This is a genomic window from Massilia sp. UYP34 (assembly GCF_056279385.1).
Genome location: NZ_JBWBRF010000005.1, coordinates 51,972 through 77,207 on the forward strand (window position 1 = coordinate 51,972; position 25,236 = coordinate 77,207).

Annotated in this window: 28 protein-coding genes; 23 read left to right on the forward strand and 5 right to left on the reverse strand. The window is 67.0% G+C overall.

The genetic code is table 11. From position 1 onward, the window contains the following. Positions 1–60: 60 nt before the first annotated feature. The 14 genes from ACZ9AQ_RS10750 to ACZ9AQ_RS10815 all read left to right on the forward strand — a co-directional run bounded on the left by ACZ9AQ_RS10750 (position 61) and on the right by ACZ9AQ_RS10815 (position 11,577). Entirely contained in the window at positions 61–522 is a 462-nt protein-coding gene (locus tag ACZ9AQ_RS10750; RefSeq protein WP_429204775.1) for a type II secretion system protein, read from the forward strand. A gap of 213 nt (positions 523–735) precedes the next feature. Continuing rightward, positions 736–1,668, forward strand: a complete 933-nt coding sequence (locus tag ACZ9AQ_RS10755) for an agglutinin biogenesis protein MshI (protein ID WP_429204777.1) — start codon at positions 736–738, stop codon at positions 1,666–1,668. Next, positions 1,665–2,312, forward strand: a complete 648-nt coding sequence (locus tag ACZ9AQ_RS10760) for a hypothetical protein (RefSeq protein ID WP_429204779.1) — start codon at positions 1,665–1,667, stop codon at positions 2,310–2,312. The genes ACZ9AQ_RS10755 and ACZ9AQ_RS10760 overlap by 4 nt, the downstream gene beginning before the upstream one ends. Continuing rightward, a complete protein-coding gene (gene gspM, locus ACZ9AQ_RS10765) occupies positions 2,309–3,001 on the forward strand; it encodes a type II secretion system protein GspM (RefSeq protein WP_429204780.1) in 693 nt (230 codons plus the stop codon). Before ACZ9AQ_RS10760 ends, gspM begins: the two co-directional genes overlap by 4 nt. Then, the gene (locus ACZ9AQ_RS10770; protein ID WP_429204781.1) at positions 2,998–3,345 is read left to right on the forward strand and encodes a hypothetical protein; all 348 of its coding nucleotides are present in this window, start codon (positions 2,998–3,000) and stop codon (positions 3,343–3,345) included. Before gspM ends, ACZ9AQ_RS10770 begins: the two co-directional genes overlap by 4 nt. Before the next feature lie 11 nt (positions 3,346–3,356). After that, positions 3,357–5,159 (forward strand): pilus (MSHA type) biogenesis protein MshL, encoded by a 1,803-nt coding sequence (mshL, locus tag ACZ9AQ_RS10775; RefSeq protein ID WP_429204782.1) that lies wholly within the window; start codon positions 3,357–3,359, stop codon positions 5,157–5,159. Then, a complete protein-coding gene (locus ACZ9AQ_RS10780; protein ID WP_429204783.1) occupies positions 5,159–6,049 on the forward strand; it encodes an ExeA family protein in 891 nt (296 codons plus the stop codon). The genes mshL and ACZ9AQ_RS10780 overlap by 1 nt, the downstream gene beginning before the upstream one ends. Then, positions 6,046–7,077, forward strand: coding sequence for a tetratricopeptide repeat protein (locus ACZ9AQ_RS10785; RefSeq protein ID WP_429204785.1), 1,032 nt, complete (start codon positions 6,046–6,048; stop codon positions 7,075–7,077). Before ACZ9AQ_RS10780 ends, ACZ9AQ_RS10785 begins: the two co-directional genes overlap by 4 nt. A gap of 127 nt (positions 7,078–7,204) precedes the next feature. Continuing rightward, positions 7,205–8,593 (forward strand): TonB C-terminal domain-containing protein, encoded by a 1,389-nt coding sequence (locus tag ACZ9AQ_RS10790; protein WP_429204786.1) that lies wholly within the window; start codon positions 7,205–7,207, stop codon positions 8,591–8,593. A gap of 57 nt (positions 8,594–8,650) precedes the next feature. Next, the gene (locus tag ACZ9AQ_RS10795; RefSeq protein ID WP_429204788.1) at positions 8,651–8,905 is read left to right on the forward strand and encodes a hypothetical protein; all 255 of its coding nucleotides are present in this window, start codon (positions 8,651–8,653) and stop codon (positions 8,903–8,905) included. A 12-nt stretch (positions 8,906–8,917) separates the two neighbouring features. After that, complete coding sequence (locus tag ACZ9AQ_RS10800; protein WP_429204790.1) at positions 8,918–9,115, forward strand: type II toxin-antitoxin system antitoxin; 198 nt, start codon at positions 8,918–8,920, stop codon at positions 9,113–9,115. Beyond that, positions 9,105–9,461 (forward strand): translation initiation factor Sui1, encoded by a 357-nt coding sequence (locus tag ACZ9AQ_RS10805; RefSeq protein WP_429204792.1) that lies wholly within the window; start codon positions 9,105–9,107, stop codon positions 9,459–9,461. Before ACZ9AQ_RS10800 ends, ACZ9AQ_RS10805 begins: the two co-directional genes overlap by 11 nt. A 176-nt stretch (positions 9,462–9,637) precedes the next feature. After that, a complete protein-coding gene (gene paeA / locus ACZ9AQ_RS10810; protein WP_429204793.1) occupies positions 9,638–10,969 on the forward strand; it encodes a polyamine export protein PaeA in 1,332 nt (443 codons plus the stop codon). Between the two features lie 131 nt (positions 10,970–11,100). Continuing rightward, the gene (locus ACZ9AQ_RS10815) at positions 11,101–11,577 is read left to right on the forward strand and encodes a hypothetical protein (protein WP_429204795.1); all 477 of its coding nucleotides are present in this window, start codon (positions 11,101–11,103) and stop codon (positions 11,575–11,577) included. Positions 11,578–11,580: 3 nt separating this feature from the next. Here ACZ9AQ_RS10815 and ACZ9AQ_RS10820 read toward each other — a convergent pair whose 3' ends face one another. Both ACZ9AQ_RS10820 and ACZ9AQ_RS10825 read right to left on the reverse strand, forming a co-directional pair. Continuing rightward, a complete protein-coding gene (locus ACZ9AQ_RS10820; protein ID WP_429204797.1) occupies positions 11,581–12,738 on the reverse strand; it encodes a pyridoxal phosphate-dependent aminotransferase in 1,158 nt (385 codons plus the stop codon). Between the two features lie 31 nt (positions 12,739–12,769). Beyond that, positions 12,770–13,240, reverse strand: coding sequence for a putative toxin-antitoxin system toxin component, PIN family (locus tag ACZ9AQ_RS10825; protein WP_429204799.1), 471 nt, complete (start codon positions 13,238–13,240; stop codon positions 12,770–12,772). A 36-nt stretch (positions 13,241–13,276) separates the two neighbouring features. Between ACZ9AQ_RS10825 and yaaA the strand changes: the two genes are divergently transcribed. Further along, positions 13,277–14,047, forward strand: coding sequence for a peroxide stress protein YaaA (gene yaaA, locus ACZ9AQ_RS10830; protein ID WP_429204801.1), 771 nt, complete (start codon positions 13,277–13,279; stop codon positions 14,045–14,047). 41 nt (positions 14,048–14,088) lie between these two features. Here yaaA and ACZ9AQ_RS10835 read toward each other — a convergent pair whose 3' ends face one another. Further along, positions 14,089–14,928, reverse strand: a complete 840-nt coding sequence (locus ACZ9AQ_RS10835; RefSeq protein ID WP_429204803.1) for an outer membrane protein assembly factor BamD — start codon at positions 14,926–14,928, stop codon at positions 14,089–14,091. Positions 14,929–14,992: 64 nt separating this feature from the next. Here ACZ9AQ_RS10835 and ACZ9AQ_RS10840 point away from each other — a divergent pair, with 64 nt between their 5' ends. The 6 genes from ACZ9AQ_RS10840 (at position 14,993) to ACZ9AQ_RS10865 (ending at position 22,546) form a co-directional block, all read left to right on the forward strand. Beyond that, on the forward strand, positions 14,993–16,087 hold the full coding sequence (locus ACZ9AQ_RS10840) for an RluA family pseudouridine synthase (protein ID WP_429204804.1): 1,095 nt from the start codon (positions 14,993–14,995) through the stop codon (positions 16,085–16,087). After that, positions 16,084–16,890, forward strand: a complete 807-nt coding sequence (gene pgeF / locus ACZ9AQ_RS10845; protein WP_429204806.1) for a peptidoglycan editing factor PgeF — start codon at positions 16,084–16,086, stop codon at positions 16,888–16,890. The genes ACZ9AQ_RS10840 and pgeF overlap by 4 nt, the downstream gene beginning before the upstream one ends. A 329-nt stretch (positions 16,891–17,219) precedes the next feature. Beyond that, positions 17,220–18,986: a class I poly(R)-hydroxyalkanoic acid synthase gene (gene phaC / locus ACZ9AQ_RS10850; RefSeq protein ID WP_429204808.1), complete on the forward strand. Its 1,767-nt coding sequence runs from the start codon at positions 17,220–17,222 to the stop codon at positions 18,984–18,986. Between the two features lie 200 nt (positions 18,987–19,186). Then, positions 19,187–19,750: a polyhydroxyalkanoate synthesis repressor PhaR gene (phaR, locus tag ACZ9AQ_RS10855; protein ID WP_429204810.1), complete on the forward strand. Its 564-nt coding sequence runs from the start codon at positions 19,187–19,189 to the stop codon at positions 19,748–19,750. Positions 19,751–19,959: 209 nt separating this feature from the next. Then, positions 19,960–21,348: a 30S ribosomal protein S12 methylthiotransferase RimO gene (rimO, locus tag ACZ9AQ_RS10860; protein WP_429204917.1), complete on the forward strand. Its 1,389-nt coding sequence runs from the start codon at positions 19,960–19,962 to the stop codon at positions 21,346–21,348. Positions 21,349–21,382: 34 nt separating this feature from the next. Beyond that, positions 21,383–22,546, forward strand: a complete 1,164-nt coding sequence (locus ACZ9AQ_RS10865; protein ID WP_429204812.1) for a cystathionine beta-lyase — start codon at positions 21,383–21,385, stop codon at positions 22,544–22,546. Between the two features lie 31 nt (positions 22,547–22,577). On the opposite strand, the gene ACZ9AQ_RS10870 is transcribed toward ACZ9AQ_RS10865, so the two are convergent. Next, a complete protein-coding gene (locus ACZ9AQ_RS10870) occupies positions 22,578–22,940 on the reverse strand; it encodes a DUF4870 family protein (protein ID WP_429204813.1) in 363 nt (120 codons plus the stop codon). 99 nt (positions 22,941–23,039) lie between these two features. After that, positions 23,040–23,477, reverse strand: coding sequence for a thioredoxin TrxC (gene trxC / locus ACZ9AQ_RS10875; RefSeq protein ID WP_429204815.1), 438 nt, complete (start codon positions 23,475–23,477; stop codon positions 23,040–23,042). A 132-nt stretch (positions 23,478–23,609) separates the two neighbouring features. Between trxC and ACZ9AQ_RS10880 the strand changes: the two genes are divergently transcribed. Together ACZ9AQ_RS10880 and ACZ9AQ_RS10885 are read left to right on the forward strand one after the other, a co-directional pair. After that, positions 23,610–24,347, forward strand: coding sequence for a DUF72 domain-containing protein (locus ACZ9AQ_RS10880; RefSeq protein WP_429204816.1), 738 nt, complete (start codon positions 23,610–23,612; stop codon positions 24,345–24,347). 41 nt (positions 24,348–24,388) lie between these two features. Further along, positions 24,389–25,207: a Mut7-C RNAse domain-containing protein gene (locus ACZ9AQ_RS10885; RefSeq protein ID WP_429204818.1), complete on the forward strand. Its 819-nt coding sequence runs from the start codon at positions 24,389–24,391 to the stop codon at positions 25,205–25,207. The last annotated feature ends 29 nt before the right edge of the window (positions 25,208–25,236 follow it).

The following is a 25,236-nucleotide window of genomic DNA, read 5'->3' on the forward strand; positions in this document are numbered from 1 at the left end:
CAGCAGTGTAGCGCTAGGCAGCATGGCCACTCGTCCTATTATCGTCATGGAGAAGAAATAATGAAAGGCAGTTTTAACAAGAAAGCGCAGAGTGGTTTCACCCTGATCGAGCTGATCGTCGTGATCGTCATCCTGGGTATCCTGGCCGCGACCGCGCTGCCGAAATTTGCGGGCCTGGGCGGCGATGCCCGCGCAGCTGCAGTCCAGGCCGCGCGCGGCTCGCTGGTGTCGACGTCGGCCATGCTGCATGGCAAGTGGCTGATCAATAACGCCAGCTCGATCACGGTCGAAGGCGGACACGTCGTGGCGATGGAGCACGGGTATCCAACCGCCGCGACGATGGCGAGAGCGGCGGGTGTGGACGAAGAGTTCACCACAACCCCCATCGGCACCAAGGGTTTGCGCGTTGTGCCTAAGAACTTGCCTGCAGATCTCGCGGATACGTGTAATGTCGTCTATACGGCCCCAGAGAGTGGCGGCGCCGCTGTGGTGACGGTGGCGAATCCCCTCAAATGTGAATAACGAATCGGGCACCATCGAAGCGCTGCCCAGGCAGCGCTTTTTTATCGCGACAACCGACCCGGTAACGAACTCCTTCTATCCTGATGTACGTATGCCACGCTGGAATCGGTCAATTGCAGGATTCGCGAGTTTCTGCGATTTTTCCGCGTAGCATTGTCTATAATCAAGAGAGTTCTGCCACCGGCAACCGTCTCGACTACCTTAGCTGCCTGCATGCGCCTGTTTAATAGAGCAAAAAAGAAGGATGGCTGGCTAGCCATTGCTTTGCTGCGAGATGGGGTGGCGGCCGTCACAGTCGACTGCCACGCGAATGCGAGGCCGGCTCTCGGCGTGATGCAGTTCTTCCCTGGCCACCCTGGCGTTGACGCATTGGACAAGGTGGCGCGCGAGGGTCAAGTCGCATCGCGCCACGTCGTCACGCTGCTGGCCGGCGGCGAATACCAGATTCTCAACGTCGAAGCGCCGAACGTGCCGCGAGATGAAATGAAGACGGCCATGCGCTGGCGCCTGAAGGATATCCTCGATTTCCCGGCGCTCGAGGCGACCATCGACGTGCTCGACATCCCGCTGGACGCCAGTTCACGCGCCCAGCAATCGATTTTCGCGGTCGCCGCCCGCAACACCGTGATCCAGCCGCGCCAGAAGATGTTCCTCGACGCGAAAGTCGACCTGCATGCTATCGACATCCCCGAAATGGCCCAGCGCAACGTGTCGGCCATGCTGGAGCCGGAAGGGCGCGGCGTCGCCATGCTGTCGTTCGGCGACGACGGCGGCCTGCTCACGGTGTCGTATCGCGGCGAGCTGTATCTGTCGCGGCGCTTCGACGTGACCCTGGACCAGCTGCTCGAGGCGGACCACGAGCGCAAGCACCAGAGCTTCGACAAGATCACCCTGGAGCTGCAACGCTCGCTCGACCATTTCGAGCGCCAGTATTCCTTCATCAGCGTCGCCAAGCTGGTGCTCGGCCCGTCGGCCGTCACTGGCCTGGACGAATACCTGTCGAGCAACCTGTACACGCCGGTCGAGACGCTCGACCTGGCCACGCTGTTCGACCTGTCGCGCACGCCCGAGCTGGCGGACCGGGCGCAGCAGCAGCGCTTCTTTCTTGCGATCGGCGCCGCGCTGCGCGAAGGCGAGGGCGCATGAAGCAGCAGATCAACCTGTTCAATCCAGCGTTCCAGCCGCAGAAGCAGGCGCTGTCGAGCGCCACCATCGCGCTGGCGGTCGGCGCCGTGCTCGCCGGCGTCGCCATCCTCGCCGTCATTGGCCAGATGGAAACGACGGAACTCCGGCGGCAGGCCGACAGCGGCGCGGCCCAGCTCGAACTGCGCCAGGCGCGCCTGGCGTCGGCCAACCGCGAATTCACCCCGCGCCAGAAGGATGCGACGCTGGAAGCGCAGACCGCCGAGGCGAGCAGCCGGCTGGCCGCCATGCGCCACATCACCGGCGCGCTGTCGCGCGGCGAGCTGGGAGCCGCGGGCGGCTTCGCCGGCTACTTCGAGGCGCTGGCGCGCCAGAGCGCGCAGGGCCTGTGGCTGACCGGCGTGACGATCGGCGCCGGCGGCGCGCAGATCGGCATCAAGGGCCGCACGGTCGATCCGGCCATGGTGCCGGGCTACCTCAATCGCCTGACCCATGAGCCGCTGATGCAGGGCAAGTCGTTCGCCAGCCTGCAGATCGGCGAGGCCGCGCCGCTGCAGGTGCAGGATGCCGAGGGCAAGCCGGCCACGCGCCCGGCGCCCTATATCGAATTCAGCCTGCAATCGCTTGTCGAGGAACCTGTTCCATGAGCGGGCAAATCAAGGAGCGCATCCTTCAGCTGCGTGCGCGCATCGACGCGCTGTCGCTGCGCGAACGCGCCCTGGTGTGCCTGGCGGCGTGCGCGCTGCTGGCCATCCTCGGCCACGCGCTGGTGCTCTCGCCGATGGACGCGGCGCGCGAGGCGCTGCGCAGCCAGATCGCCCAGCAGCGCGCCGACATGGCCGCCATCGACGACGCCATCACGGGCCGCGTGCAAGCCTTCCAGCTCGACCCCGACGCGCCGGCGCGCACGCGCCTGAATGCGCTGCGCCAGGAGGTGGGCCAGCTCGGCGACCAGCTGCTGGCCATCGAGCACGGCCTGGTGCCGCCCGAGCGCATGGGCCCACTGGTCGACGGCATCCTGCGCGCCAACGGGCGCCTGAAGCTGGTGTCGATGCGCACCTTGCCGGTCGAGCCGCTGGCGGGGCCGGCGAGGTCATCGCCAACGTCGGCGCCAACGTCGGCGCCGGCCCCCGCCCCCTTGCTGTACCGCCACGGCATCGAAGTCACGGTGCGCGGTAATTATCTCGACATGGTCGACTACATGAGCGCACTCGATGCGATGCCGACCCGGATGTTCTGGGGCCGCGCGCAGCTCGACGTGGAGGCGTATCCCGCCGCGCGCCTGACGCTCACCCTGCACACCCTGAGCCTGGACCGACAATGGATGAAGCTGTGAAAAACCTGTTCCTGAGCGCGCTGGCTTGCCTGGCGCTGTCCCACCCCGCCGGCGCGCAGACGCTGCTCGATCCGACCCGTCCACCGCCGGGGATGGACCGGATCGCGCCCGAGGCCAACGCCGGCGACGATGGGCCGCGCCTGCAATCGGTGCTGATCGCGCGCCATGCGGGCGGCCGTCACGTGGCCGTGATCGACGGCGAGACGGTGCGTCCGGGCGAGACCTTCAAGGGCGCGCGTGTGGCGCGCGTCAGCGCCAACGAGGTCGTGCTGGTGCGCGGCGCCGAGCGCCAGGTGCTGCGCATGGACGCGCCGCTGCCGGGCATGACAGCCGCCGCCAAATGACGAGGCAATCCATGACCAAGCTTTTCGCGACTCCCTGCGCGCTGGCGGCGGCGCTGTTGCTGGGCGCTTGCCAGAGCGCGCCGCCGAACGCCACCTACGACGCCATCGCCCAGGAGATGGCCAAGGCCAGCAGCCAGCCGGCGTCGCGGCCGGCGGTCGACGATGCGGTGGCCAATGCGCTGCTGCCGCCGGCCGCGGCCCTGGCCAGCCAGTTGCCGAAGGCGCGGCCGGCGCTCGAAGAGCGCTTCAACGTCGCCTTCAACAACGTGCCGGCGCAGCAGTTCTTCCGCTCGATCGTGGCCGGCACCCGCTACAACATGCTGGTGCACCCGGACGTGAGCGGCAACATCAGCGCCAACCTGAAGGACGTGACCCTGGTCGAGACGCTCGAAGCCGTGCGCGACATGTACGGCTACGACTACCGGATCGAGGGCGCGCGCATCAGCATCCGTCCGCTGACGATGCAGACCCGCATGTTCCACGTGAACTACCTGACCGCCCAGCGACGCGGCATGTCGAACCTGCGCGTGTCGTCGACCTCGGTGGCCGACGCCGGTAACAACAACGGCAACAACGGCGCGATGGGCCAGGGCCTCGGCAACGGGGGCGGGCAGAACGGCCAGAACGGCCAGAACGGCCAGGACGGCAACGGCCAGAATGGCCAGCGCCAGCTCAACAGCACCGACGTCCAGACCAGCTCCGACAACGACTTCTGGAAGGACCTGAAGGAATCGATCGCCGCCATCGTCGGCACGCTCGAGGGCGGGCGCAGCGTGGTGGTCAGCCCGCAGTCCGGCGTGCTGGTGATCCGCGCCATGCCCGACGAACTGCGCAATGTCGACGCCTACCTGAAGGCGACCCAGCTGTCGGTGGACCGCCAGGTGATCCTTGAAGCGAAGATCCTCGAGGTGGAGCTCTCCGACAGCTACCAGAGCGGCATCAACTGGGCCTCGTTCGCCTCGTTCCGCGGCGGCACCGCGAACCGCGTCTCGAGCGGCATGATCTCGCCCGGCGCGAACCTGGCGCCGCTGCCGTTCGACGGCGGCCAGCCGGCCCCGATCAACAACGGCTCGGGCCTGTCGGCCAGCACCGGCTTCTCGCTGTCGAACGCGGCCAACGCGGCCGGCTCGCTGTTCGGCTTCGCCTTCCAGACCAATAATTTCGCGGCCCTGATCACCTTCCTGGAGTCGCAGGGCAGCGTGCACGTGCTGTCCAGCCCCCGCATCGCGGCGGTCAACAACCAGAAGGCCGTGCTCAAGATCGGCACCGATGAATTCTTCGTCACCGGCATCACCAACAACATCAGCACCAGCAACAACACCACCATCGTCAGCCCGAGCGTCACGGTGCAGCCGTTCTTCTCGGGCGTGGTGCTGGACGTGACGCCGCAGATCGACGACAAAGGGAATATTCTGCTGCATGTTCACCCGTCGGTGAGCCAGGTCACGACCGTCAACAAGGACGTCGACCTGGGTTCGGGCGGCACCCTGCGCCTGCCGCTGGCGGCGTCGAGCACCTCGGAGCTGGACAGCATCGTGCGCGGTCGCGACGGCCAGGTGGTCGCGATCGGCGGCCTGATGCGCCAGGCCGCGAGCGGCGACACCGACCAGCTGCCGGGCGCCGACAGGATCCCGCTGCTGGGCCAGCTGTTCCGCAACAAGAACCGCATGAGCCAGAAGCGCGAGCTGGTGGTGCTGATCAAGCCGACCATCGTCGAAGGGGCGAGCGACTGGAGCCAGGACATGCTCGACGCCGGCCGCCGCATCGAACAGCTCGACCCGCGCAGCCGCGGTCGCACCCTGGGCGCGGACTGATGTACGCGACGCACTTCGGCCTGCGCGAGCTGCCGTTCGGGATCACGCCCGACACCAGCTTCTTCTTCGGCAGCCCGCGCTCGCAGGAAGCGCTGAATACGCTGCTGGTGGCCACGCGCGGCGGCGAAGGCTTCATCAAGATCACCGGCGAAGTCGGCACCGGCAAGACGCTGCTGTGCCGCAAGTTCATGGCCACGCTGGGCGAGGGCTTCGTCACCGCCTACATCCCGAATCCCTATCTGGAGCCGCGCACGCTGATGCTGGCGCTGGCCGACGAACTGGCGATCCCGCTCGCGCGCGACGTCGATCAGCACCAGTTGCTCAAGGCGATCAATCTGCGCCTGCTCGAGCTGGCCGGCCAGGACTTGCGTGTGGTGCTGTGTCTCGACGAGGCGCAGGCGATCCCGGTCGAAAGCCTGGAAGCGCTGCGCCTCTTGACCAATCTCGAGACCGAGAAGCGCAAGTTGCTGCAGATCGTGCTGTTCGGCCAGCCGGAGCTGAACCGCAAGCTCGAACTCGACGCGATCCGCCAGTTGGCCCAGCGCATCACCTTTCATTATCACCTCGGCCCCCTGAGCCGCGACGACCTCGATTTCTACGTGGCGCACCGCCTGCGCGTGGCCGGCTTCGGCGGCGCGCGCCTGTTCACGGGCGCCGCGATCCGCGGCCTGTACAAGGCGAGCGGCGGCGTGCCGCGCCTGGTCAACATCATGGCGCACAAGGCGCTGATGCTCAGCTACGGGCAGGGCAAGCAGCAGGTGGCCGGCAGCCACGTGGCCATCGCCGCGCGCGACACGGTGGGCGTGACGCGCACGATCCGGACCTGGCTTGCCGGGGGCGCGCTCGTCGCCGGCGCGGCGGCGGCCCTGGCATGGACGCTGGCGCCATGAGCCTGATTAACAAGATGCTGCAGGACCTCGACGCGCGCGCCGGCCAGCCCGGCGCCGCGCCGTTGCCCGCCGACGTGCGCCTGGCGCCGCCGCGCGAAGCGCGCGCGCCGTGGCTGCGCGGCGCGCTGGCGGGTGGGGCGCTGATCGCCGTCGCCGCGGCCGGATTGATCGGCTGGCGCGCGATGGGCGAGCCGCCGGCGCCGCAGGTTGCGGCGGTAGCGGCGCCTGCGCAGCCGGTAGCGCTCGCGCTGCCGGTGGCCGCGCCGGTGCCGGTGGTCGATGTTGCACCGCCGCCGCCGCCGCCGGAGCCGGAGCCGGAGCCCGAACCGGAGCTGGAACCCGAGCCCGCGCCGGCCCCATCGGCGCCGCGCAAGGACGCCGCGCGGGGGGGCGCCCGGGTCGCACCCGCGCCACGCCCGCCGACGGCGAGCGCCGCCGTGGGCGGCCACAGCGAGACGGCGGCGCAGCGCACCGAGAACGCCTACCGGCGCGCCCTGCTGGCGCTGGAGGATGGCCGCGTCACCGAGGCCGTCGCGACCCTGCAGGCCGCCTTGACGATCGATCCGCGCCATGAGCCGTCGCGGCAAACCCTGGTGGGTCTGCTGATCGAGGCCGGACGGCCGGAAGAAGCGATGCGCCAGCTGCACGCGGCGCTCGCCCTCGACGCGCGCCAGCCGTCGCTGGCGATGCTGCTGGCGCGCCTGCAACTGGAGCGGGGCGGTCCGGCGCTCGACACCCTGATGCGCACCCTGCCGCATGCGGCAGGCAATGGCGAATACCACGCCTTCCTGGCCGGCGTGCTGCAGCGCGAAGGCCGTCATCGCGAAGCGGCCGGGCACTACCAGGCCGCGCTGCGCACCGCGCCGGGCAACGGCGTATGGTGGATGGGCCTGGGCATCTCGCTGCAGGCCGAGAAGCGCGATGCCGAGGCGGTGGCGGCGTTCCGGCAGGCGCTTGCCAGCGGGACGCTGGCGCCCGCCGAACTGACGGCCTTCGTCGAGCGCCGCCTGGGACAGCTCGAGCGCTAGCGCGGCCGGCAATTCCTGTTGTTGTGATAGCATCGCCGGGTTCGTTTCATCCCCGGCATCTTTTCGCACAACACACGTGGCCACATCGACGCAGTCCGTCCCCTTAGCGGCGCCATGGCGCATGCGCATGGCGTTAGCGCTGTCCGTGCTGCTTCACGTGCTGTTATTGAGCATTCCCATGCAGGGCGATGTCTTCGGGCTGTCGGGCCTGCGCTTCCCGTGGGAAGAACGGCGCCTGGCGGCGAGCGACCTGCAGATCGTGCTGACGCCCGCCATACCCGCCGCGGCGGCGCCCGCATCCGCATCCTCGCCCGTATCTGCCGCCGCATCCGCTCCCGCCCCGCCCAGGCCGGCCGCCGTTGTCCCGCGAGTCGACGCGCCCATGCAGGCGCCAGCCAGGGCCGCCGCCCCGGCCGTATCCCGGAGCGATGCCGTCGCCAGGGCCGAAGTCGCGCCCGAGCCCGAATCCGAGCTTGAATCCCAGCCCGAATCCGCGCCCGATCGGCAGGCTGCGCAGCAGGCGCGCGAGGTCGAGCTGATCGCGCTCGCACGGGCGCAGGCCGAACGCGAGGCGAGCGCGCGCGTGGAGGCCGGGCGGATCGCGGCGCAGCGACGGGAGGAGGCGCGCGCGCGCGCGGTGGCAGAGGCGCGCGAGCGCGAGGTGGCGGAGGCGCGGCAGGAGCAGGCCAGGCTCGATGCGCTGGCCCGGCAGCAGGAGGAGGAGCGGGCCGCGGCGGCGCGTCTCGAAGCCGACCGTCTCGCTGCCTTGCAGCAGGAGCAGCAGGAGCAGCAGGAGCAGCAGGAGCGGCAGGAGCGGCAGGAGCGGCAGGACCAAGAAGCAGCGGCGCGGCGCGAGGAGGCAATCCAGCGGGAGCTGGCGCGGCAGGAGTTGGCGCGGCAGGAGCAGGCCCGCCAGGAACACGCCCGTCAGGAGCAGGCAAGGCTGGAACAAGCGCAGCGCGAACGCGAACGGGCAAGCCAGGCGCAGGCCAGCCAGGCGGCGGTGCAACAGGGGCCGACCGACCGGGGCCCGCCCGCGCAACTGGCGCCGCGCGCCGAACGGCTGCGCGCGATCGCCGAGCAACTCGCCCGTGAGGGCGCCGGGCGCGACCCCGCGGTCGGTGCGCCGGGTGTGCCGGGCATGCCGCAGCCCACGGTCAGTGGCCAGCGCCGCGGCTGGCTGTTCGGTCGCGCCGACCCCAATCAGGACCTGGTCCTGTATGCGCAAGCCATGGGCCGCAAGATCGAGTTGAACGGGACGCTCGACATGCTGCGCGACGCGGTGAAGCAGCCGCATGTCCAGCCGGTCGTGACGGTGGCGGTGCGCGCCGACGGTTCGGTGGAAAAGATCACCTTCGAGACCTCGAGCGGGGTGGCGGCGATCGATGACGGCATCCGCAGGATCATCGCGAGCCAGGCGCCCTACGGCCCATTCCCGCCGGCGCTGGCGCGCCAGTACGACGTGGTCGAGATCCGTCGCACCTGGCTGTTCGACGTCGCCGTGCGCTTGCAGTAAGTGTCATCGAAGTTTCTTGACAAGAACACCGAGTGATCCTAACGTGATATCACTTTGATGCCGCCGACCTGTGGGAGATTTACCCTGAATGCAGCCCATACGCGCCGCGAGTCGGCGTTCTCGTCGGCCAATGGCTGCCTGGTGGCCGGCGCCGGGATCGCCCAGGTCGTGCTGCGCCGCCAGCAGGCCGAGGCCATCATCGTCGCGCTCGATGGCGAGCGCAAGGCGGCGATGGTCAGCAATCTGCTCGTCGTGCTGTGCTCGGACAAGGAAACCCAGCCGATCGTCAACACCGGCACCCTGTATAACTAGCGGCGAAACAGCATGGCAAGCCCGGGAAAAAAAGCGTTCCCCCTGCGGATTGATCCAGCCCTGTGGGAGGAGCTGCAGCGCCTCGCGGCGCGCGACCTGCGCAGCGTGAACGCGCAGATCGAATTCCTGCTGCGCGAGAGCCTGGCCCGGCGCGGCGTGAAGGTCCGGGAAACGACGACCAGACATGGCGGAGCGGAAGATGAAACGTAGTTCGAACGGTGGCCTCGTCTATTCCACCGAAAGCGGGCGCATGTGCCCCGAATGCCGCCAGCCGGTCGCGGCCTGCGCCTGCGCGGCCGGCGCGAAGAGCGTCGGCGACGGCGTGGTGCGGGTATCGCGCCAGTCGAAGGGGCGGGGCGGCAAGACGGTGACGCTGGTCAAAGGCGCGGCGCTCGATCCGGTCGCGCTGGCGCTCCTGGGCAAGCAGCTGCGCACGGCGTGCGGTGCGGGCGGCACCGTCAAGGATGGCGTGATCGAAGTGCAGGGCGACCATTGCGACCTGGTGATGGACACGCTGGCCAGACTGGGCCACGCGCCGAAACGGGCTGGCGGCTGAACGCCGCAGGGCGCGACCCGTGCACCGCGAAAGGGCAGCCAGGAAGGCGGCCATGTGCTAAAGTGACATGATTGCTGGTTGCGGACGCAGCCAGCGCGCCTCGCTCCGTGCACGGTGGACGAGGCGACGCGTATTGCCCCGGTCTAAGCGACCTAAAAATAAACCCCGGGTGTCCCATGAATCTGTTCGAACATTTGGCGCTGCTGGCGCTGCTGGTGCTGGCGGCCGGCTTCCTGTCGCTGACCGAGATCGCGCTCGCCGGTGCACGCAAGATCAAGCTGAAGCTGCTGGCCGAGGCGGGCGACGAGCGCGCCCGCAAGGTCATGGCGCTGCAGGCGCAGTCGGCCGACTTCTTCGCCGCCTCGCAACTGGGGCTGAACGCCATCGCCATCCTCGGCGGCATCCTGGGCGAGGGCGCCTTGCGGCCGTTTTTCCTGGAATGGCTGTCGCTGTTCTACAGCGGCCCGGGCCGCGACAACGTGGCCTTTGCCCTCTCTTTCGTGTTCGTCACGACCCTGTTCGTGCTGTTCTCAGACCTGATGCCCAAGCGCCTGGCGCTGATCGCGCCCGAGGTGACGGCGATGGCCGTGATCCGTCCCGTGCTGTTCGTGATCCGCCTGTTCAGGCCATTCTCTTGGGCGCTGAACAAGATTGCCAATATGCTGTTCCGCCTGTTCGGGGTCGACATGACGCGCGAAGACCGCATCACCTTTGATGAGATCTCGGCCGTGGTCGAAGCCGGCGCCCAGGCCGGCGTGTTGCAGAAGCAGGAGCAGCACTTCATCGAGAACGTGTTCGAGCTCGAGTCGCGCACGGTCACGTCGACCATGACGACCCGCGAGAACGTGGTGTTCTTCGACCTGACCGAGCCCGAAGAAAGCATCCGCCAGAAGATCGCCAACCATTCGCTGTCGAAGTTCCCGGTGTGCGACGGCGTGATCGACCGCGTGGTCGGCTATGTCGACACGCGCGACATCCTGGTGCGCCTGCTGAGCAAGCAGGCCAAGTTCCAGCTGAGCGAACTGACCATCCGCACGGTCCTGATCATCCCGGACAGCCTGACCCTGTCCGAGATGCTCGACCGCTTCCGCTCGAGCAAGGAAACCTTCGCGCTCGTCATCAACGAATACGCGTTCGTGGTCGGCGTGATCACGCTGAGCGACATCATGGTCACCGTCATGGGCCGCTGGGGCAGTCCGCTCGAGGCCGACCAGCAGACCTTGCAGCGCGACGACGGCTCGTGGCTGATCGACGGCAGCACGCCGGTGGCCGACATGAAGCGCGTGCTCGACCTGCAGTCGCTGCCGGAGGAAGATCGCTATGAAACGGCAGCCGGCTTCATGATGTACATGCTGCGCAAGGTGCCCAAGCCGACCGACAGCGTCGAGTACGAGGGCATGCGCTTCGAGGTGGTCGACGTCGACCACTACCGGATCGACCAGTTGCTGGTCAAGCGTCTGGAGCGCGCGGACAGCTCGGCGTCGGCGCTGAGTTCGCTGACCGACTAGCCGGGCGGATGGCGTGCCGGCGCCGCCGTCACGGCTGAGCCGTGCGTCGATAGTTCGCGCGCTTTGGTAGGCTGGGCTGGTCCGGCGCGCACGTGGAGGCGCGCCGCCATCCACCTACAGGAGCCCCATCCATGTCCTTGCGCAGCCTGCTTTCTTCAATCCTGATCGGCGCCGTCGCCAGCGCGCGTTCGATGACGCCCATGGCCACCATCGCCACCGCGCGCCTGGCCGGCCGCGGCACCTCCGGCGAACTGTTCCTGCTCGACCGTCCGGCCTTCAAATACGGCGCGCTGGCGATGGGCGTCGGCGAGCTGCTCGGCGACAAGATGAAGAGCGCGCCCGACCGCACCGTCTTTCCGGGCCTGCTGGCGCGCGTGATGAGCGCCGGGATCGCCGGCGCGGCGCTGGCGCCCAAGGGCAGGGAAAAGGCGGGGGCCGCGGCCGCGGTGGCCACCGCCGTGCCGCTGGCCTACCTGACCCTGGCCGGCCGCAAGCGGGCGATGGCGCGCATCGGCCAGACCAGGAGCGGCTTGATCGAGGACGCGCTGATCGTGGCCGCCGGCGCGGCGATCGTGGCGCTGGCCACCAGGCCGCAGCGCGGCCGCTGACGCTTACAGGCGGCCGAGGCGCTCCAGGGCCAGTTGCAGCGTCTCGTCCTTCTTCGCGAAGCAGAACCGCACCACCCGCGATTCCTTCGGCTGGCTGTAGAAGGCCGATACCGGAATCGCCGCCACCTTGATCTCGGTGGTGAGCCAGCTTGCGAAATCGGCCTCGGGCAGGTCGGAGACGGCGTCATAGCGCACGCACTGGAAATACGTCCCATCCGACGGCAGCAGGGTAAAGCGCGAGCCGGAAAGGCCTGCGCGGAACAGGTCGCGCTTGGCCTGGTAGAAGGCGGGCAGGTCGCGCCATGGCGCCGGGTCTTCCAGGTAGGCCGCGATCGCATGCTGCATCGGCGCCGTGACGCAGAACACGTTGTACTGGTGGACCTTGCGAAATTCGGTCATCAAGGCGGCAGGCGCCGCCACGTGGCCGATCTTCCAGCCGGTGACGTGGAAGGCCTTGCCGAAGCTCGACACCACGAAGGCGCGTTCGGCCAGCACCGGGTGGCGCGACGCCGACGCATGCGGCGCGCCGTCGTACACCATGTGCTCGTAGACCTCGTCGGACAGCACCAGGATCGACGTGCCGTCGACGACCGCCGCCAGCGCGTCGAGGTCGGCCTGGCGCAGGATGGTCCCGGTCGGGTTGTGCGGCGTGTTCACCACGATCATGCGCGTGCGCGGCGTGACCGCGGCAGCCACCTGTTCCCATGGCACGCCGAAGCCGGCGTCGTTAAAGCGCATCGCCACCGGCACCACCACGCCGCCGGCCAGTGCGATGGCCGGCGCGTAGCAGTCGTAGGCCGGCTCGATGACGATCACTTCGTCGCCCGGATGCACGACGGCGAGGATCGCCGTGTGGATCGCCTGGCTGGCGCCGACCGTGATGGTGATTTCGGTGTCGGGGTCGTAGCGGCGGCCATAGGTCGCCTCGATCTTGGCGGCGATCGCCCGGCGCAGCACCGGCATGCCGGTCATGGGCGCGTACTGGTTATGGCCGGCGCGCATCGCCCCGGCCACCAGGTCGACCAGCTTCGGGTCGCAGGCGAAGTCGGGGAAGCCCTGGCCGAGGTTGACGGCGTCATGCTCGAGCGCCAGCTGCGACATCCGGGTGAATACGGTGGTGCCCACTTGGGGCAGGCGGGAAACCAAGGGAGGAAGGCTCATGACGTAGGCGGATCGTGAAGAGGATGTTGGCTTATTCTAGCGTGCCTTCGGCCCTGGCCTTGAGCCAGGCTTCGGGCAGCATGATGCGAAACAGGCCGGCCTGCGCCGTCTTGCGGCCCAGCTTGAGCAAGGCCTTGTCCTTGCTGATCAGGACCGCGGCGCCGGCGTCGCGCGCCAGTTCCATGAATTTCTGGTCGTCGCGGTCGGTGCACACCGGCAGGCGGACCGGTTTCGCGTCCGGCGCAACAAGGCGCAGCAGGGCGTCGAAGCGGGCCGCGGCCTGTTCGCGCCCGGCCTCGTCCAGCGGCAGGTGCGGGTAGCGCAGCACGGCGAGGTATTCGGCGCGGCATTCGGCGCGCGTGACCGCATCGACCTCATTCGCTTCGATGGCGGCCAGCAGCTCGGCCCAGCGCGGATCGTGGAACACGAACAGGTCGAGCAGGACGTTGGTGTCGATGACGATGGTGTTGTTGACGATGGAATCGGCTGGAGCGGTTATCATGTAGCTTGTTTATTTGCGGAAATTTTCTGTTCGTTCATGCTGATTGTCCTGTCCCCCGCCAAGTCGCTCGATCTCGAATCGCCCCTGACCACCAAGCAACATACCACGCCCGACTTCATCCCGCAGGCCGCGGAACTGATCGATGTGCTGCGCGACTATTCGCCGGCCCGGATCAGCGAGCTGATGGATCTGTCGGATGCCTTGTCGATGCTCAACGTCGGCCGCTATGCCCACTGGCAGGTCGACCATGCCGAGGCGCGCCCGGCCATCATGTCCTTCAACGGCGACGTGTATGCCGGCCTCGACGCCCCCAGCCTGGATGCGCCAGGGCTGGCGTATGCGCAGCGCCACGTGCGCATCCTGTCCGGCCTGTACGGCCTGCTGCGTCCGCTGGACCGGATGCATCCCTACCGCCTCGAGATGGGCACCAGGCTGGCGACGCCGCGCGGCAAGGATTTGTATGCGTTCTGGGGCGAGACCATTACCGGGGCGCTGAACCGCCAGCTGGCCGAGACCGGGTCCACGGCGCTGGTCAACCTGGCCTCGACCGAGTACTTCAAGTCGGTCAAGCCGAAGCTGCTCGATGCGCCGGTGATCGAGCCGGTGTTCCAGGACTGGAAAAACGGCCAGTACAAGATCATTTCATTCTTTGCCAAGCGCGCCCGCGGCATGATGGCGCGCTACGCGGCCGAGCGCGGCATCACGGATCCGGAGCAGCTCAAGGAATTCGACGTCGACGGCTATGCCTACGAAGCGGGCGCTTCCAAAGAGCGCGCCTGGGTGTTCCGCCGGCGTATCGACGCCTGAGCCGGAAGGAACGCCGGCGCCCGTAGGCGCCGGCGCTGCGATCATTCGACCGCGTCCTTCGGCGACGGCTTCGGCCCGCTCTTGGCCCAGAACTTCCACCACGGCGCTTCGCCGCGCGCATTCGGATTGAGGAACTGGCTGTTCGGATAGTTGAGCAGGAACACGCGCTGGGTATCGTCGCGCAGCAGCGGCATGCCGAGCTTGTCGTAGCTGCGGATCATGATGAACAGCGCTTCTTCGCGCGCCGGCGCGTCGCTGTAGTTGGTCACCGCATCCTGGGCGCGGTTGAGCGCCGCCAGGTAGGCGCCACGGCGATAATAGTAATTCGCCACGTGCACTTCGTACTGCGCCATCGCGTTGATCAGGTAGCTCATGCGCTCGATCGAGTCCGCCGCATATTTGCTGTTCGGGAACTTGTCGACCAGGGCCTTGAAGGCGGCGAACGCTTCGCGGGTTGCGCGCGGATCGCGTTCGGTCGGGTCTTGCTCATAGACGAAGCTGAAGAAGCCGAGCTGGTCGTTGAAATTGACCAGGCCGCGCAGGTAATACATGTAGTCGACCTGGGCGTGGTTCGGGTGCAGCTTGATGAAGCGCTCGACGGCGGCCAGCGCCTCGGCCTGGTCGCCCGCCTTGTAGTGGGCGTAGGCGATCTCCATCTGCGCCTGCGTTGCATAGACGCCGAATGGGAAGTTGGTTTCGAGCCGCTGGAACAGCGGAATCGCGGCTTCGTAGTGCCCGCCGGCCATCTCCTCGCGCGCCTCAGCGTATAATTTCTCCGCCGACCAGTTTTTGGATTCGTCGGCAGCCTTCGGCAGAACACTGCATGCCGAGAGGCCGACGAGGGCGCAAGTTGCGACCAACACAGACAATTTTTTTTGCATAGCTTTTTGCAGAGAAGTTTTACCTAGATTCAACGAACGGCTGATTATAGCCGATGGGACTGACGTGATATTAACTCCTGCGCCGGATTCGGCGGATTTACCTATTGACCCTGATTTTGACGATGAACTGGAGGTCGGGTTCGCCCCCGCGCCCGGCATCGACCTGTCGCCGATCACGCTCGCGCTGCACGAGGAACACTGCGGCCAGCGCCTCGACAAGGTGGTGGCCGGCCTCGTGCCCCAGTTTTCGCGCAGCCGCCTGCAGCAATGGTTCGACAGCGGCCACATCATGGTCGACGGCAAGCCGGCGCGCGGCAAGGACACCGCGTACGGCGACGAAACGATCGTCGTCGAACCGCAGGCCGCGCCCGAGGACACGGCGTTCGCGCCGGAGCCGATGGCGCTGAACATCGTCCACGAGGACGACGACATCATCGTCGTCAACAAGCCGGCCGGCCTGGTCGTGCATCCCGGCTCGGGCAACTGGAACGGCACGCTGCTCAACGGCCTGCTGCACCACTGCCCGCAGCTGGTGGGCGTGCCGCGCGCCGGCATCGTGCACCGCCTGGACAAGGATACCAGCGGCCTGATGGTGGTCGGCAAGACCCTGGCCTCCCAGACCGACCTGGTGCGCCAGCTGCAGGCGCGCACCGTCAAGCGCGAATACTTCGCGCTGGTGTGGGGCACGCCGCGCGCCTCCGGCACCATCGACAGCCCGATGGGCCGCGACGCCAAGGACCGTGTCAAGATGGCGGTCTCGAACAGCCCGTTCGCCAAGCCGGCGATCACCCATTACGAGCGCGTCGTCACGGGCGAACTCGATCGGCGTCCGGTGTCGCTGGTGCGCTGCCGGCTGGAGACCGGCCGCACCCACCAGATCCGCGTCCACATGCAGTCGCTGGGCTTCGCGCTGGTGGGCGACGCGGTCTATGGCAAGCGTCACCTGACGCCCGTCTTCCACCGCCAGGCGCTGCAGGCGCGCCGTCTCGGCCTGGTGCATCCAGGCACCGGCGAACCGTGCGAATGGACGGTGCCGCTGGCCGACGATTTCGCCGCGCTGATCGCCCAGGCCGGCATCGAAGAGCCGCAAGATGGCGACGTCGGCAGGGAAATCGACGACGAGGATGACGACGGCGGCGTCGTCACCTACCGCGTATGACGCACCGAGCGCTTGCCGGGGCCGACCTGGTGTGGCCCGAATGGCCGGATCTGCCCGCCTCGGTCGGCGCGCTGGCCACCGGCCGCGACGGCGGCGTCAGCGCCGCGCCGTATGACGACGGCAAGGGCGGCGGCGGCCTGAACTTGGGGCTGCACGTCAACGACGACCCCGAGGCCGTGCGCGCCAACCGCGACCGCCTCCAAGCCTGGCTGCCGGGCCGTCCGGCCTGGATCGCCCAGGTGCATGGCGCCGACGTGGTCGACGCCGCGAGCGTGGGGCCGGACCGGCCGGTTTGTACGGGCGACATGCGCGTAGGCGACGCCAGCATCGCCACCGCGTCCGGCGTCGTGTGCGCCATTCTCACCGCCGATTGCCTGCCGGTGCTGTTCGCCGACCTGGGCGGCAAGGTGGTGGGCGCGGCCCACGCCGGCTGGCGCGGCCTGGCGGGTGGGGTGCTGGGCGCGACCGTGAGCGCCATGCGCGCGGCCGGCGCCGGCGAGATCACCGCCTGGATGGGACCGGCCATCGGTCCCGGCGCCTTCGAGGTGGGGCAGGACGTGGCGGACGCTTTCGTGGCGGCCATCCCGCGGCAGGCAACGCGCGCGTGCTTCCGTGACTATCCGGGCCGTCCGGGTAAATACCTGGCCGATATGTTCACCCTGGCGCGCCTGATGCTGGCGCGCGACGGCGTCGAACGCGTCCATGGGGGTGGACTGTGCACCGCCAGCGCACCGGAGCGCTTTTATTCCTACCGCCGCGACGGGGTCACCGGGCGGCAAGCCAGCTTGATCTGGATCAAGTGACAGAGCGGCGATCTGCCTGATACTGTTCAGTCGCCGTCGCCATCCGCCCCGGATGGGCCGGCGGCATCCTCATTTCCACCGTTCTCCCCGGGTGTGCGCCGGCCTTGCACCGCCGTTCGGCCGCGCCGCCGACGCCGCCTTGCGCCAGTCAGATAGAAAAGAATGGATAATGGCACTGCGCAATAGAATACGAACGTCATGATCCCGCCGACCACGGTCGGTTCGGTCGCCGCCATGAGTACGACAACGTATATCCACGCGATGGCCACGATCCACATGATGTTCTGTTTCCTGGTTGAAGAGACGAGATTCTAACAACGGATGCCCACATGAACATGCCCGACCCGCAAGCTTTTGCCGCCACCTGGTTGTCCCAGTTCACCGATCCCAAGGCCTGGGAAGGCTGGACCAAGATGGCGTCCTTGACGACGACACCGGCAGCGGCCCATCCGCTGGCCGGGTTCCTGACAGACGCCGGGGCCGGCGTCGACCAGCTCAAGCTCGAATCGATCCGCGACGATTATCTCAAGAAGGGCGCCCAGCTGTGGCAAGACTTCGTCTCGGGCAAGACGCCCGAGCTGCATGACAGGCGTTTCTCGGCGTCCGAATGGACGGCGAATCCGCTGTCGGCGTTCGCGGCCGCCTCCTATCTGCTCAATTCCGAATGCATGCTGGCGCTGGTCGATGCGGTCGAGACCGGCCCGCGCGAGCGCCAGAAGATCCGCTTCGCGGTGCAGCAGATGGTCGACGCCATGTCGCCCGCCAATTTCTTTGCAACGAATCCGGAAGCGCAGAAGAAGCTGCTCGACACCAAGGGGGAGAGTCTCACCAAGGGCCTGGCGAATATGCTGGCCGACCTGCAGAAGGGTCGCATCTCGCAATCGGACGAATCCGCCTTCGAGGTCGGCCGCAACGTCGGCAACACGCCGGGCCAGGTGGTGTTCGAGAACGAGCTGTTTCAGCTGATCCAGTACACCCCTGCCACGCCGACCGTGCACAGCGTGCCGCTGCTGATGATCCCGCCGTGCATCAACAAGTTCTACATCCTCGACCTGCAGCCCGAGAATTCGCTGGTACGCTACGCGGTGGAGCAGGGCAATACGGTATTCATGATGTCCTGGCGTAATCCGGACCGTAGCCAGGCGCACCTGCGCTGGGACGATTACGTCGAAACGGGCGCCCTGCGCGCACTCGACGTCGTGCGCGAGATCACCGGGCAAGAGAAGGCCCACGTGTTCGGCTTCTGCGTCGGCGGCACGATCGCCGCCACCGCGCTGGCGGTGCTGGCTGCGCGCGGCCACCAGCCGGCGGCCAGCCTGACGCTGCTCACGACCCTGCTCGACTTTTCCGACGCCGGCTTGCTGGAAGTGTTCGTCGACGAAGCCCAGGTGGCGCTGCGCGAGCAGACCCTGAGCGGCGGCGGGCTGATGGCGGGGCGCGACCTGGCGACGACGTTCTCGGCCCTGCGTCCAAACGACCTGGTATGGAACTATGTCCAGCAAAACTACTTGAAGGGCAAGGAACCGCCGGCCTTCGATCTGCTGTACTGGAATGCCGACAGCACCAATTTGCCGGGGCCGATGTTCTGCTGGTACCTGCGCAACACCTATCTCGAAAACAAGCTCAAGACCCCGGGCGCGCTGACCGTGTGCGGCGTGCCGGTCGACTTGGGCAAGATCGAGGCGCCGGTATTCATGTACGGCTCGAAGGAAGACCATATCGTGCCGTGGCAGGCGGCCTATGTCTCGATGGGGCTGCTCAATCCCGGGAACCCGAAGGCGAACCGTTTCGTGCTGGGCGCCTCGGGCCACATCGCCGGCGTCATCAACCCGGCGGCGAAGAACAAGCGCAGCTACTGGGTCAACGACGATGGCGGCAAGGCGGCCGGCAAAACGGCGGGCAACCCGTCGCCCCTGGACGACGCCGCCTGGTTCGACGGCGCGGTCGAGCACAAGGGCAGCTGGTGGCCGGAATGGGCGAAATTTTTGGCGCAACATGGCGGCGCCGAGGTGAGCGCGCCTGAGGCGCCCGGCAATGCGCAATACACGCCGCTGGAACCGGCGCCCGGACGCTACGTCAAGGCGCGTGCCGATTGAACGCCGGATCGTTGACAGAAAAGCCAATACAGTGATTAAACTTGTAATTGCTGCACCTGCGTCAATTGCATGGTATGGTGTCTGCTGTCCGCCCATTGCCGACCTGGCAGCGGATGGACAGGAGACGAACCGGTCATGCCGGCGCACACAATTCTAAGTACGAGGCTCACGAAGCCGCGACGCAACCTATGGAACGAGAAATGAGCAGTGTGAAGAAAAGTACGGAACGCCTGATCAAGAAATACCCGAACCGTCGCTTGTACGACACGCAGACCAGTTCATACATTACGCTTTCCGACGTCAAACAGCTCGTGCTCGATGCCGACGAGTTCACCGTGGTCGATGCCAAAAGCAATGAAGACCTGACCCGCAGCATCCTGCTGCAGATCATCCTGGAAGAGGAAGCCAACGGCGTCCCGATGTTCTCGAGCTCGGTCCTGGCCCAGATCATCCGCTACTACGGCCACGCGATGCAGGGCATGATGGGTTCTTACCTGGAAAAGAACGTCCAGGCGTTTACCGACATCCAGAACAAGTTCACCAGCAATGCCGCCGGCGCCCTTGAAGGCAAGCCGTTCAGTCCCGAGATGTGGACCCAGTTCATGAACGTCCAGGGTCCGATGATGCAGGGCATGATGAACAACTATATCGACCAGAGCAAGAACCTGTTCCTGCAGATGCAGGAGCAGATGCAGAACCAGAGCAAGGCGATGTTTGGCGCGTTCCCTTTCCCGGGGATGACGCCGCCGCCGGACAAGAAATAACCGTCGCGTCGGTTTGACGCGACACTCGCCGGCCCGTTCGGATGCCGGCATTCCCGCCCCCGGCAACAACAGGGGGCCGGGTTCAGGTACAATCGCGGATTGCCCAAATCATTTGTCGTCCGCCCATGCCCGAACTTCGTCGTAATCCTTCTGCCAACCCTAGCGCCAGCGCCAGCCCCGCAGCCGCCGCCAAGGCCCCGGCCATCGTCATGCCGACGCCGGCCGCGGGTGCGGGGTCAAGCGCCAATGCGGCGCCGAAGGTCGGCTTCGTCTCGCTCGGCTGCCCGAAGGCGCTGGTCGATTCCGAGCAGATCCTGACCCAGCTGCGCGCCGAAGGCTACCAGACCGCCAACTCCTATGACGGCGCCGACCTGGTGATCGTCAATACCTGCGGCTTCATCGACGCCGCGGTGCAGGAGTCGCTCGACGCGATCGGCGAGGCGCTGGCCGAGAACGGCAAGGTGATCGTCACCGGCTGCCTGGGCGCCAAGAAGGACGCCGCGGGCGACGACATCATCACCAAGGTGCACCCGAAGGTGCTGGCCGTGACCGGCCCGCACGCCGTGACCGAGGTGATGGAATCGGTGCACCTGCACCTGCCGAAACCGCACGACCCGTTCATCGACCTGGTGCCGGACCATGGCGTCAAGCTCACCCCCAGGCACTACGCCTACCTGAAGATTTCCGAAGGCTGCAACCACCGCTGCAGCTTCTGCATCATCCCGTCGATGCGCGGCGATCTGGTGTCGCGCCGTATCGACGAAGTCCTGATCGAAGCCGAGAACCTGTTCAAGGCCGGCGTCAAGGAATTGCTGGTGATTTCGCAGGACACGTCGGCCTACGGCGTCGACGTCAAGTTCCGCACCGGCTTCTGGAACGGCCGTCCGATCAAGACCCACATGACGCAGCTGGTCGAAGCGCTGGGCCAGCTGGCGCGCCAGTACGATGCGTGGATGCGCCTGCACTACGTCTATCCTTACCCGCACGTCGACCACGCGATCCCGTTCATGGGCGACGGCCACGTGCTGCCTTACCTCGACATCCCGATGCAGCACGCGCACCCGGACGTCCTCAAGCGCATGAAGCGCCCGGCCAGCGGCGAGAAGAACCTCGAGCGCATCCTCAAGTGGCGCAGCATGAACCCGGACCTGACGATCCGCTCGACGTTCATCGCCGGCTTCCCGGGCGAGACCGAGGCCGAGTTCGAGTACCTTCTGGACTTCCTGAAAGAAGCGCAGATCGACCGCCTGGGTTGCTTCGCCTATTCGCCGGTCGAAGGCGCGACGGCCAACGAGCTGGCCAATCCGGTGCCGGAAGCGGTGCGCGAAGAACGCCGCGCGCGCGTGATGCTGCTGCAAGAGGAGATCTCGGCCAAGCGTCTGCAGGCCAAGGTCGGCAAGACCCTGCGCGTGCTGATCGATGAGGTCGGCCCGCGCGAAGCCATCGGTCGATCGAGCGCGGATGCGCCCGAAATCGACGGCGTGGTCCACATCAAGCGGCCGCTGGTGCCGGGCAAGCAGAAGCTGGCGGTCGGCCAGTTCGCCGACGTGGTCATTACCCGCGCCGACGCCCACGACCTGTGGGCCAACCCGCTCTGACGCACTGACACCCACCCCGGCGCCTGCGAGTCCTATGAACGAGAAGTCGATCCAGACCACCCTGATCCATAGCGACTACGTCGCGCCGAGCGGCTTCGATGCCTTCCCTCCCGGCATCCATCGCGCCTCCACGGTGCTGTTTCCGAACACCGCGGCGATGCGCTCGACCGAGTGGCGCGACAAGCAGGCTTATACCTACGGCCTGCACGGCACGCCGACCACGTTCACCCTCGAGGCCAAGCTGGCCGAGATCGAAGGCGGCGCGCATTGCCTGTTGACGCCATCGGGCCTGGCGGCGATCGCGATGGTCGACTTCGCCTTGCTCAAGAGCGGCGATGACGTCTTGCTGCCGGAAAACGTTTACAACCCAAACCGGGAGCTGGGGCGCTGGCTGACCCAGGATTTCGGCGTGTCGGCGCGCTACTACGATCCCATGATCGGGGCCGGCATCGCCGAGCTGATCCAGCCGAACACCAGGCTGCTGTGGACGGAGGCGCCGGGATCGGTGTCGATGGAGGTGCCGGACCTGCCGGCCCTGTGCCAGGCAGCCCACGCGCGCGGCGTGATCGTCGCGCTGGACAACACGTGGGCGGCCGGGCTGGCGCTGCGCGGCTTCGACCACGGCGCCGACATCGTCATGCATGCGCTGACCAAGTACCAGTCGGGCGGAGCGGATTTGTTGATGGGCGCCGTGATTACCCGTGACAAGGCGCTCAACGACCGCATCGCGCAGGCGCATATGCGGCTGGGCATGGGCGTGAGCCCGGACGACGCCTACCTGGTGCAGCGCGGCCTGCCGACGATGAAGCTGCGCTTCGAGCGCCACGACGCGAGCGCGCGGACGCTGGCCGCCTGGTTCAAGGCGCGGCCAGAGGTGAGCAAGGTGCTGCATCCGGCGTTCGAGGATTGCCCCGGCCACGCGTTCTGGAAACGGGATTTTACCGGCGCCGGTGGACTGTTCTCGGTCGTGTTCGATCCCCGTCATGACGAGGCCCGGGTCGATCGCATGGTCGATGCCTTGCGCCTGTTCGGCATCGGCTACAGCTGGGGTGGGCCGAACAGCCTGGTGATGCCATACCGGATCAAGAGCCTGCGCGACAAGTGGATCGATCCCGGCGTGCTGGTGCGCTTCAATGTCGGCCTGGAAGACCCGAACGACCTGATCGCCGATCTGGAACGGGCCTTCGGACAGCTATAAATAAAATGGGGCCTTGTCGGCCCCATTCGTTTTATACCGGCATCGCCCGGTTGCTGTTCAGGTCGAGGAAACCGCGCACCAGGCGGTAGGCCTTCCAGACCCAGACCACGAACCACAGCAAGTAGGCGATCGGAATGCCGATGACGGTGATGAACAGCACGCCGCCGACCGCCATCCAGGCCACGTACCACCAGAACGAGCGGATCATCCAGGTGTGATGGCTGTGGACCATCGTGCCCACGGTTTCCGGCCGCTTGATGTAGTTGATGATCACCGGAATGATCGACAGCATCCCGAGCGAAAAGAAGAAGGTCAGCGCGTGGATGACGTACAGGATGCGCGCCCACTGCTTGTTGTCCTCGACGCCCCGCTCCAAAACCAGTTCTTGCGACATAGTGGCTCCTCATGAAGGACGGGATCGGTCCCGTTCGTTGTCATTGTAGCAGCGTCGACCGCAAGGCGCCGGATCTTGTCGGCCGGAATGGCCAAGGATTCAGCTTACATGTTGCTGCACCCACGCCACCAGGCGCCCCGCATCCATCGCGCCCGACTGGCGCGCGATCTCGCGTCCGCCGCGGAACAACGCGAGGGTCGGGATGCTGCGGATCGCGAAGCGTCCGGACAAATCCTGCGAACGCTCGGTATCGACCTTGAGCAGGCGCACCTGCGGTTCCAGGCGCTGGGCGGCCTGGGCATACGCCGGCGCCATCATCTTGCAAGGGCCGCACCATTCGGCCCAGAAGTCGACCAGCACCGGGATATCGTTGCGGCCCATGTGGCGCTCGAAGCGGGCGCTGTCGACGTCCAGCGGCTGGCCAGTAAAAATGGCTCGCGAACATTTGCCGCAAGTAGGTGCGTCCTGCAGCCGCGCTTGCGGCATGCGGTTGACCGCATCGCAGTGCGGGCAGACGATGTGGAGCTGGTCGCTCATGGTGTTCTCCTTCATGTGGAACGATCGCGGTATTGTAAGCGGCACCGCGCATTTCCGTCGCCGCCCCTGCCATGCGCCGCGCCCGGCCCGACCTGCATAGAATTGGGGAAACAACATGATCGCGAAAGTCCGATGCCTCAATCCGAATCGCCCGGGCGCCTGCTCGTCGGCTGCGCCGGCTGGAGCCTGCCAAAACCCTGCGCCGACGCTTTCCCCCTCGAGGGAAGCCAGCTGGAGCGCTATGCCGCCGTCTTTTCCACGGTGGAAATCAATTCCTCTTTCTACAAGCCGCACAAGCCGGAGACCTACGCGCGCTGGGCCGCGAGCGTGCCGGACGATTTTCGCTTTGCCGTCAAAGTGCCGCGCGCCATGACGCACGAGGCGCGCCTGGTCGGGGTCGACGAGCAGCTCGACCGCTTCCAGCGCGAGGCTGGCATGCTGGGCCACAAGCTCGGCTGCCTGCTGGTGCAGCTGCCGCCGCGCTTCGGCTTCACCGACGCGCCGGCGCAGGCTTTTTTCGACGGCTTGCGCGAGCGCTTCGGCTGCAGCATCGCCTTCGAGGCGCGCCACGCCAGCTGGTTCTCGCAGCCGGCCACTGCCTTGCTGCGCGAAAGCGGCGTGATCCGCGTGATCGCCGATCCGGCCGCCGGCCAGCCGGGACCGCACGAGCCCACCAGCGAGCGCGCGGCCTACGTGCGCCTGCATGGCGTGCCGCGCATCTACTACTCGCGCTATCCGCAACAAGAGATCGCACGCTGGCGCGCCGAATTCGACGCGCTGGTCGCCCAGGGACGCCAGGTGTGGTGTATCTTCGATAATACGGCGGAGGGCGCTTCCGTCCCGAATGCCCTGGAACTGATGCACCGATAATTGGTGCAGGCAGGTCACGATCTTGCGATACTGCCGCCATCATGGTGACCGCGACTTTTCGTTTTTATCAGGAACTAGGCGCATTCCTGCCGCGCGAGCGGCGCGGCCGCGCCTTCGCCGCCGATTGCGCGCGGCGGTCGACCGCCAAGCACATGATCGAGGCGCTCGGCGTACCGCATACCGAGGTCGAGATGGTGCTGGTCAATGGCGAACCAAGCGGCTTCGACCGCATGCTGCAAGAGGGCGACCACGTTGCCGTGTATGCGCGCTTCGCGCTGCCTGCGGCCGGCCCGCATGGCGGCCCGGGACTGGACTGGCTGCGTGAGCGAGCGCGCGCGCGCATGCGCTTCGTCGCCGACGCGCACCTGGGCGGCCTGGCGCGCCTGTTGCGCATGGCCGGCTACGATACGCTGTACGACAACCATTACCGTGACGACGAGATCGAGGACCTGGCCGCCAATGACGACCGCATCGTCCTGACGCGCGATCGCGCGCTGCTCAAGCGGCGCGCGATCGTGCATGGCTGCTACGTCCATGCCCTCGATCCGCCGCGGCAACTGCGGGAGCTGTTCGAGCGGCTCGACCTTGCCGGCGGCGCGCGTCCATTCTCCCTGTGCCTGCACTGTAACCTGCCGCTGCGCGCGGTCGCGAAGGCCAGCGTGCTCGCGCGCCTGCCGGCGTCGGTGCGCGCGCTGCACGACAGCTTTACCACGTGCGACAACTGCCTGCGGGTCTACTGGAAAGGCTCGCACTACGAGCGCATGGCGGCGCTGCTGGCGGCGCTGGGCCAGCGCGAGAAAGGCGCCCTGGACGACCTTGCCGATGTAGAATCTCCCGAGGAAACCGACTTTCATCTTTGAGCGTGACTAGTGAGCGTAACTACGTCTGC

Bases quoted from the DNA above. Each gene is read 5' to 3' on its own strand.
- ACZ9AQ_RS10750 (WP_429204775.1), top strand. From the start codon at position 61: ATGAAAGGCAGTTTTAACAAGAAAGCGCAGAGTGGTTTCACCCTGATC.
- ACZ9AQ_RS10755 (WP_429204777.1), top strand. From the start codon at position 736: ATGCGCCTGTTTAATAGAGCAAAAAAGAAGGATGGCTGGCTAGCCATT.
- ACZ9AQ_RS10760 (WP_429204779.1), top strand. From the start codon at position 1,665: ATGAAGCAGCAGATCAACCTGTTCAATCCAGCGTTCCAGCCGCAGAAG.
- gspM (WP_429204780.1), top strand. From the start codon at position 2,309: ATGAGCGGGCAAATCAAGGAGCGCATCCTTCAGCTGCGTGCGCGCATC.
- mshL (WP_429204782.1), top strand. From the start codon at position 3,357: ATGACCAAGCTTTTCGCGACTCCCTGCGCGCTGGCGGCGGCGCTGTTG.
- ACZ9AQ_RS10780 (WP_429204783.1), top strand. From the start codon at position 5,159: ATGTACGCGACGCACTTCGGCCTGCGCGAGCTGCCGTTCGGGATCACG.
- ACZ9AQ_RS10785 (WP_429204785.1), top strand. From the start codon at position 6,046: ATGAGCCTGATTAACAAGATGCTGCAGGACCTCGACGCGCGCGCCGGC.
- ACZ9AQ_RS10790 (WP_429204786.1), top strand. From the start codon at position 7,205: ATGGCGTTAGCGCTGTCCGTGCTGCTTCACGTGCTGTTATTGAGCATT.
- ACZ9AQ_RS10795 (WP_429204788.1), top strand. From the start codon at position 8,651: ATGCCGCCGACCTGTGGGAGATTTACCCTGAATGCAGCCCATACGCGC.
- ACZ9AQ_RS10800 (WP_429204790.1), top strand. From the start codon at position 8,918: ATGGCAAGCCCGGGAAAAAAAGCGTTCCCCCTGCGGATTGATCCAGCC.
- ACZ9AQ_RS10805 (WP_429204792.1), top strand. From the start codon at position 9,105: ATGAAACGTAGTTCGAACGGTGGCCTCGTCTATTCCACCGAAAGCGGG.
- paeA (WP_429204793.1), top strand. From the start codon at position 9,638: ATGAATCTGTTCGAACATTTGGCGCTGCTGGCGCTGCTGGTGCTGGCG.
- ACZ9AQ_RS10815 (WP_429204795.1), top strand. From the start codon at position 11,101: ATGTCCTTGCGCAGCCTGCTTTCTTCAATCCTGATCGGCGCCGTCGCC.
- ACZ9AQ_RS10820 (WP_429204797.1), bottom strand. From the start codon at position 12,738: ATGAGCCTTCCTCCCTTGGTTTCCCGCCTGCCCCAAGTGGGCACCACC.
- ACZ9AQ_RS10825 (WP_429204799.1), bottom strand. From the start codon at position 13,240: ATGATAACCGCTCCAGCCGATTCCATCGTCAACAACACCATCGTCATC.
- yaaA (WP_429204801.1), top strand. From the start codon at position 13,277: ATGCTGATTGTCCTGTCCCCCGCCAAGTCGCTCGATCTCGAATCGCCC.
- ACZ9AQ_RS10835 (WP_429204803.1), bottom strand. From the start codon at position 14,928: ATGCAAAAAAAATTGTCTGTGTTGGTCGCAACTTGCGCCCTCGTCGGC.
- pgeF (WP_429204806.1), top strand. From the start codon at position 16,084: ATGACGCACCGAGCGCTTGCCGGGGCCGACCTGGTGTGGCCCGAATGG.
- phaC (WP_429204808.1), top strand. From the start codon at position 17,220: ATGAACATGCCCGACCCGCAAGCTTTTGCCGCCACCTGGTTGTCCCAG.
- phaR (WP_429204810.1), top strand. From the start codon at position 19,187: ATGAGCAGTGTGAAGAAAAGTACGGAACGCCTGATCAAGAAATACCCG.
- rimO (WP_429204917.1), top strand. From the start codon at position 19,960: ATGCCGACGCCGGCCGCGGGTGCGGGGTCAAGCGCCAATGCGGCGCCG.
- ACZ9AQ_RS10865 (WP_429204812.1), top strand. From the start codon at position 21,383: ATGAACGAGAAGTCGATCCAGACCACCCTGATCCATAGCGACTACGTC.
- ACZ9AQ_RS10870 (WP_429204813.1), bottom strand. From the start codon at position 22,940: ATGTCGCAAGAACTGGTTTTGGAGCGGGGCGTCGAGGACAACAAGCAG.
- trxC (WP_429204815.1), bottom strand. From the start codon at position 23,477: ATGAGCGACCAGCTCCACATCGTCTGCCCGCACTGCGATGCGGTCAAC.
- ACZ9AQ_RS10880 (WP_429204816.1), top strand. From the start codon at position 23,610: ATGCCTCAATCCGAATCGCCCGGGCGCCTGCTCGTCGGCTGCGCCGGC.
- ACZ9AQ_RS10885 (WP_429204818.1), top strand. From the start codon at position 24,389: ATGGTGACCGCGACTTTTCGTTTTTATCAGGAACTAGGCGCATTCCTG.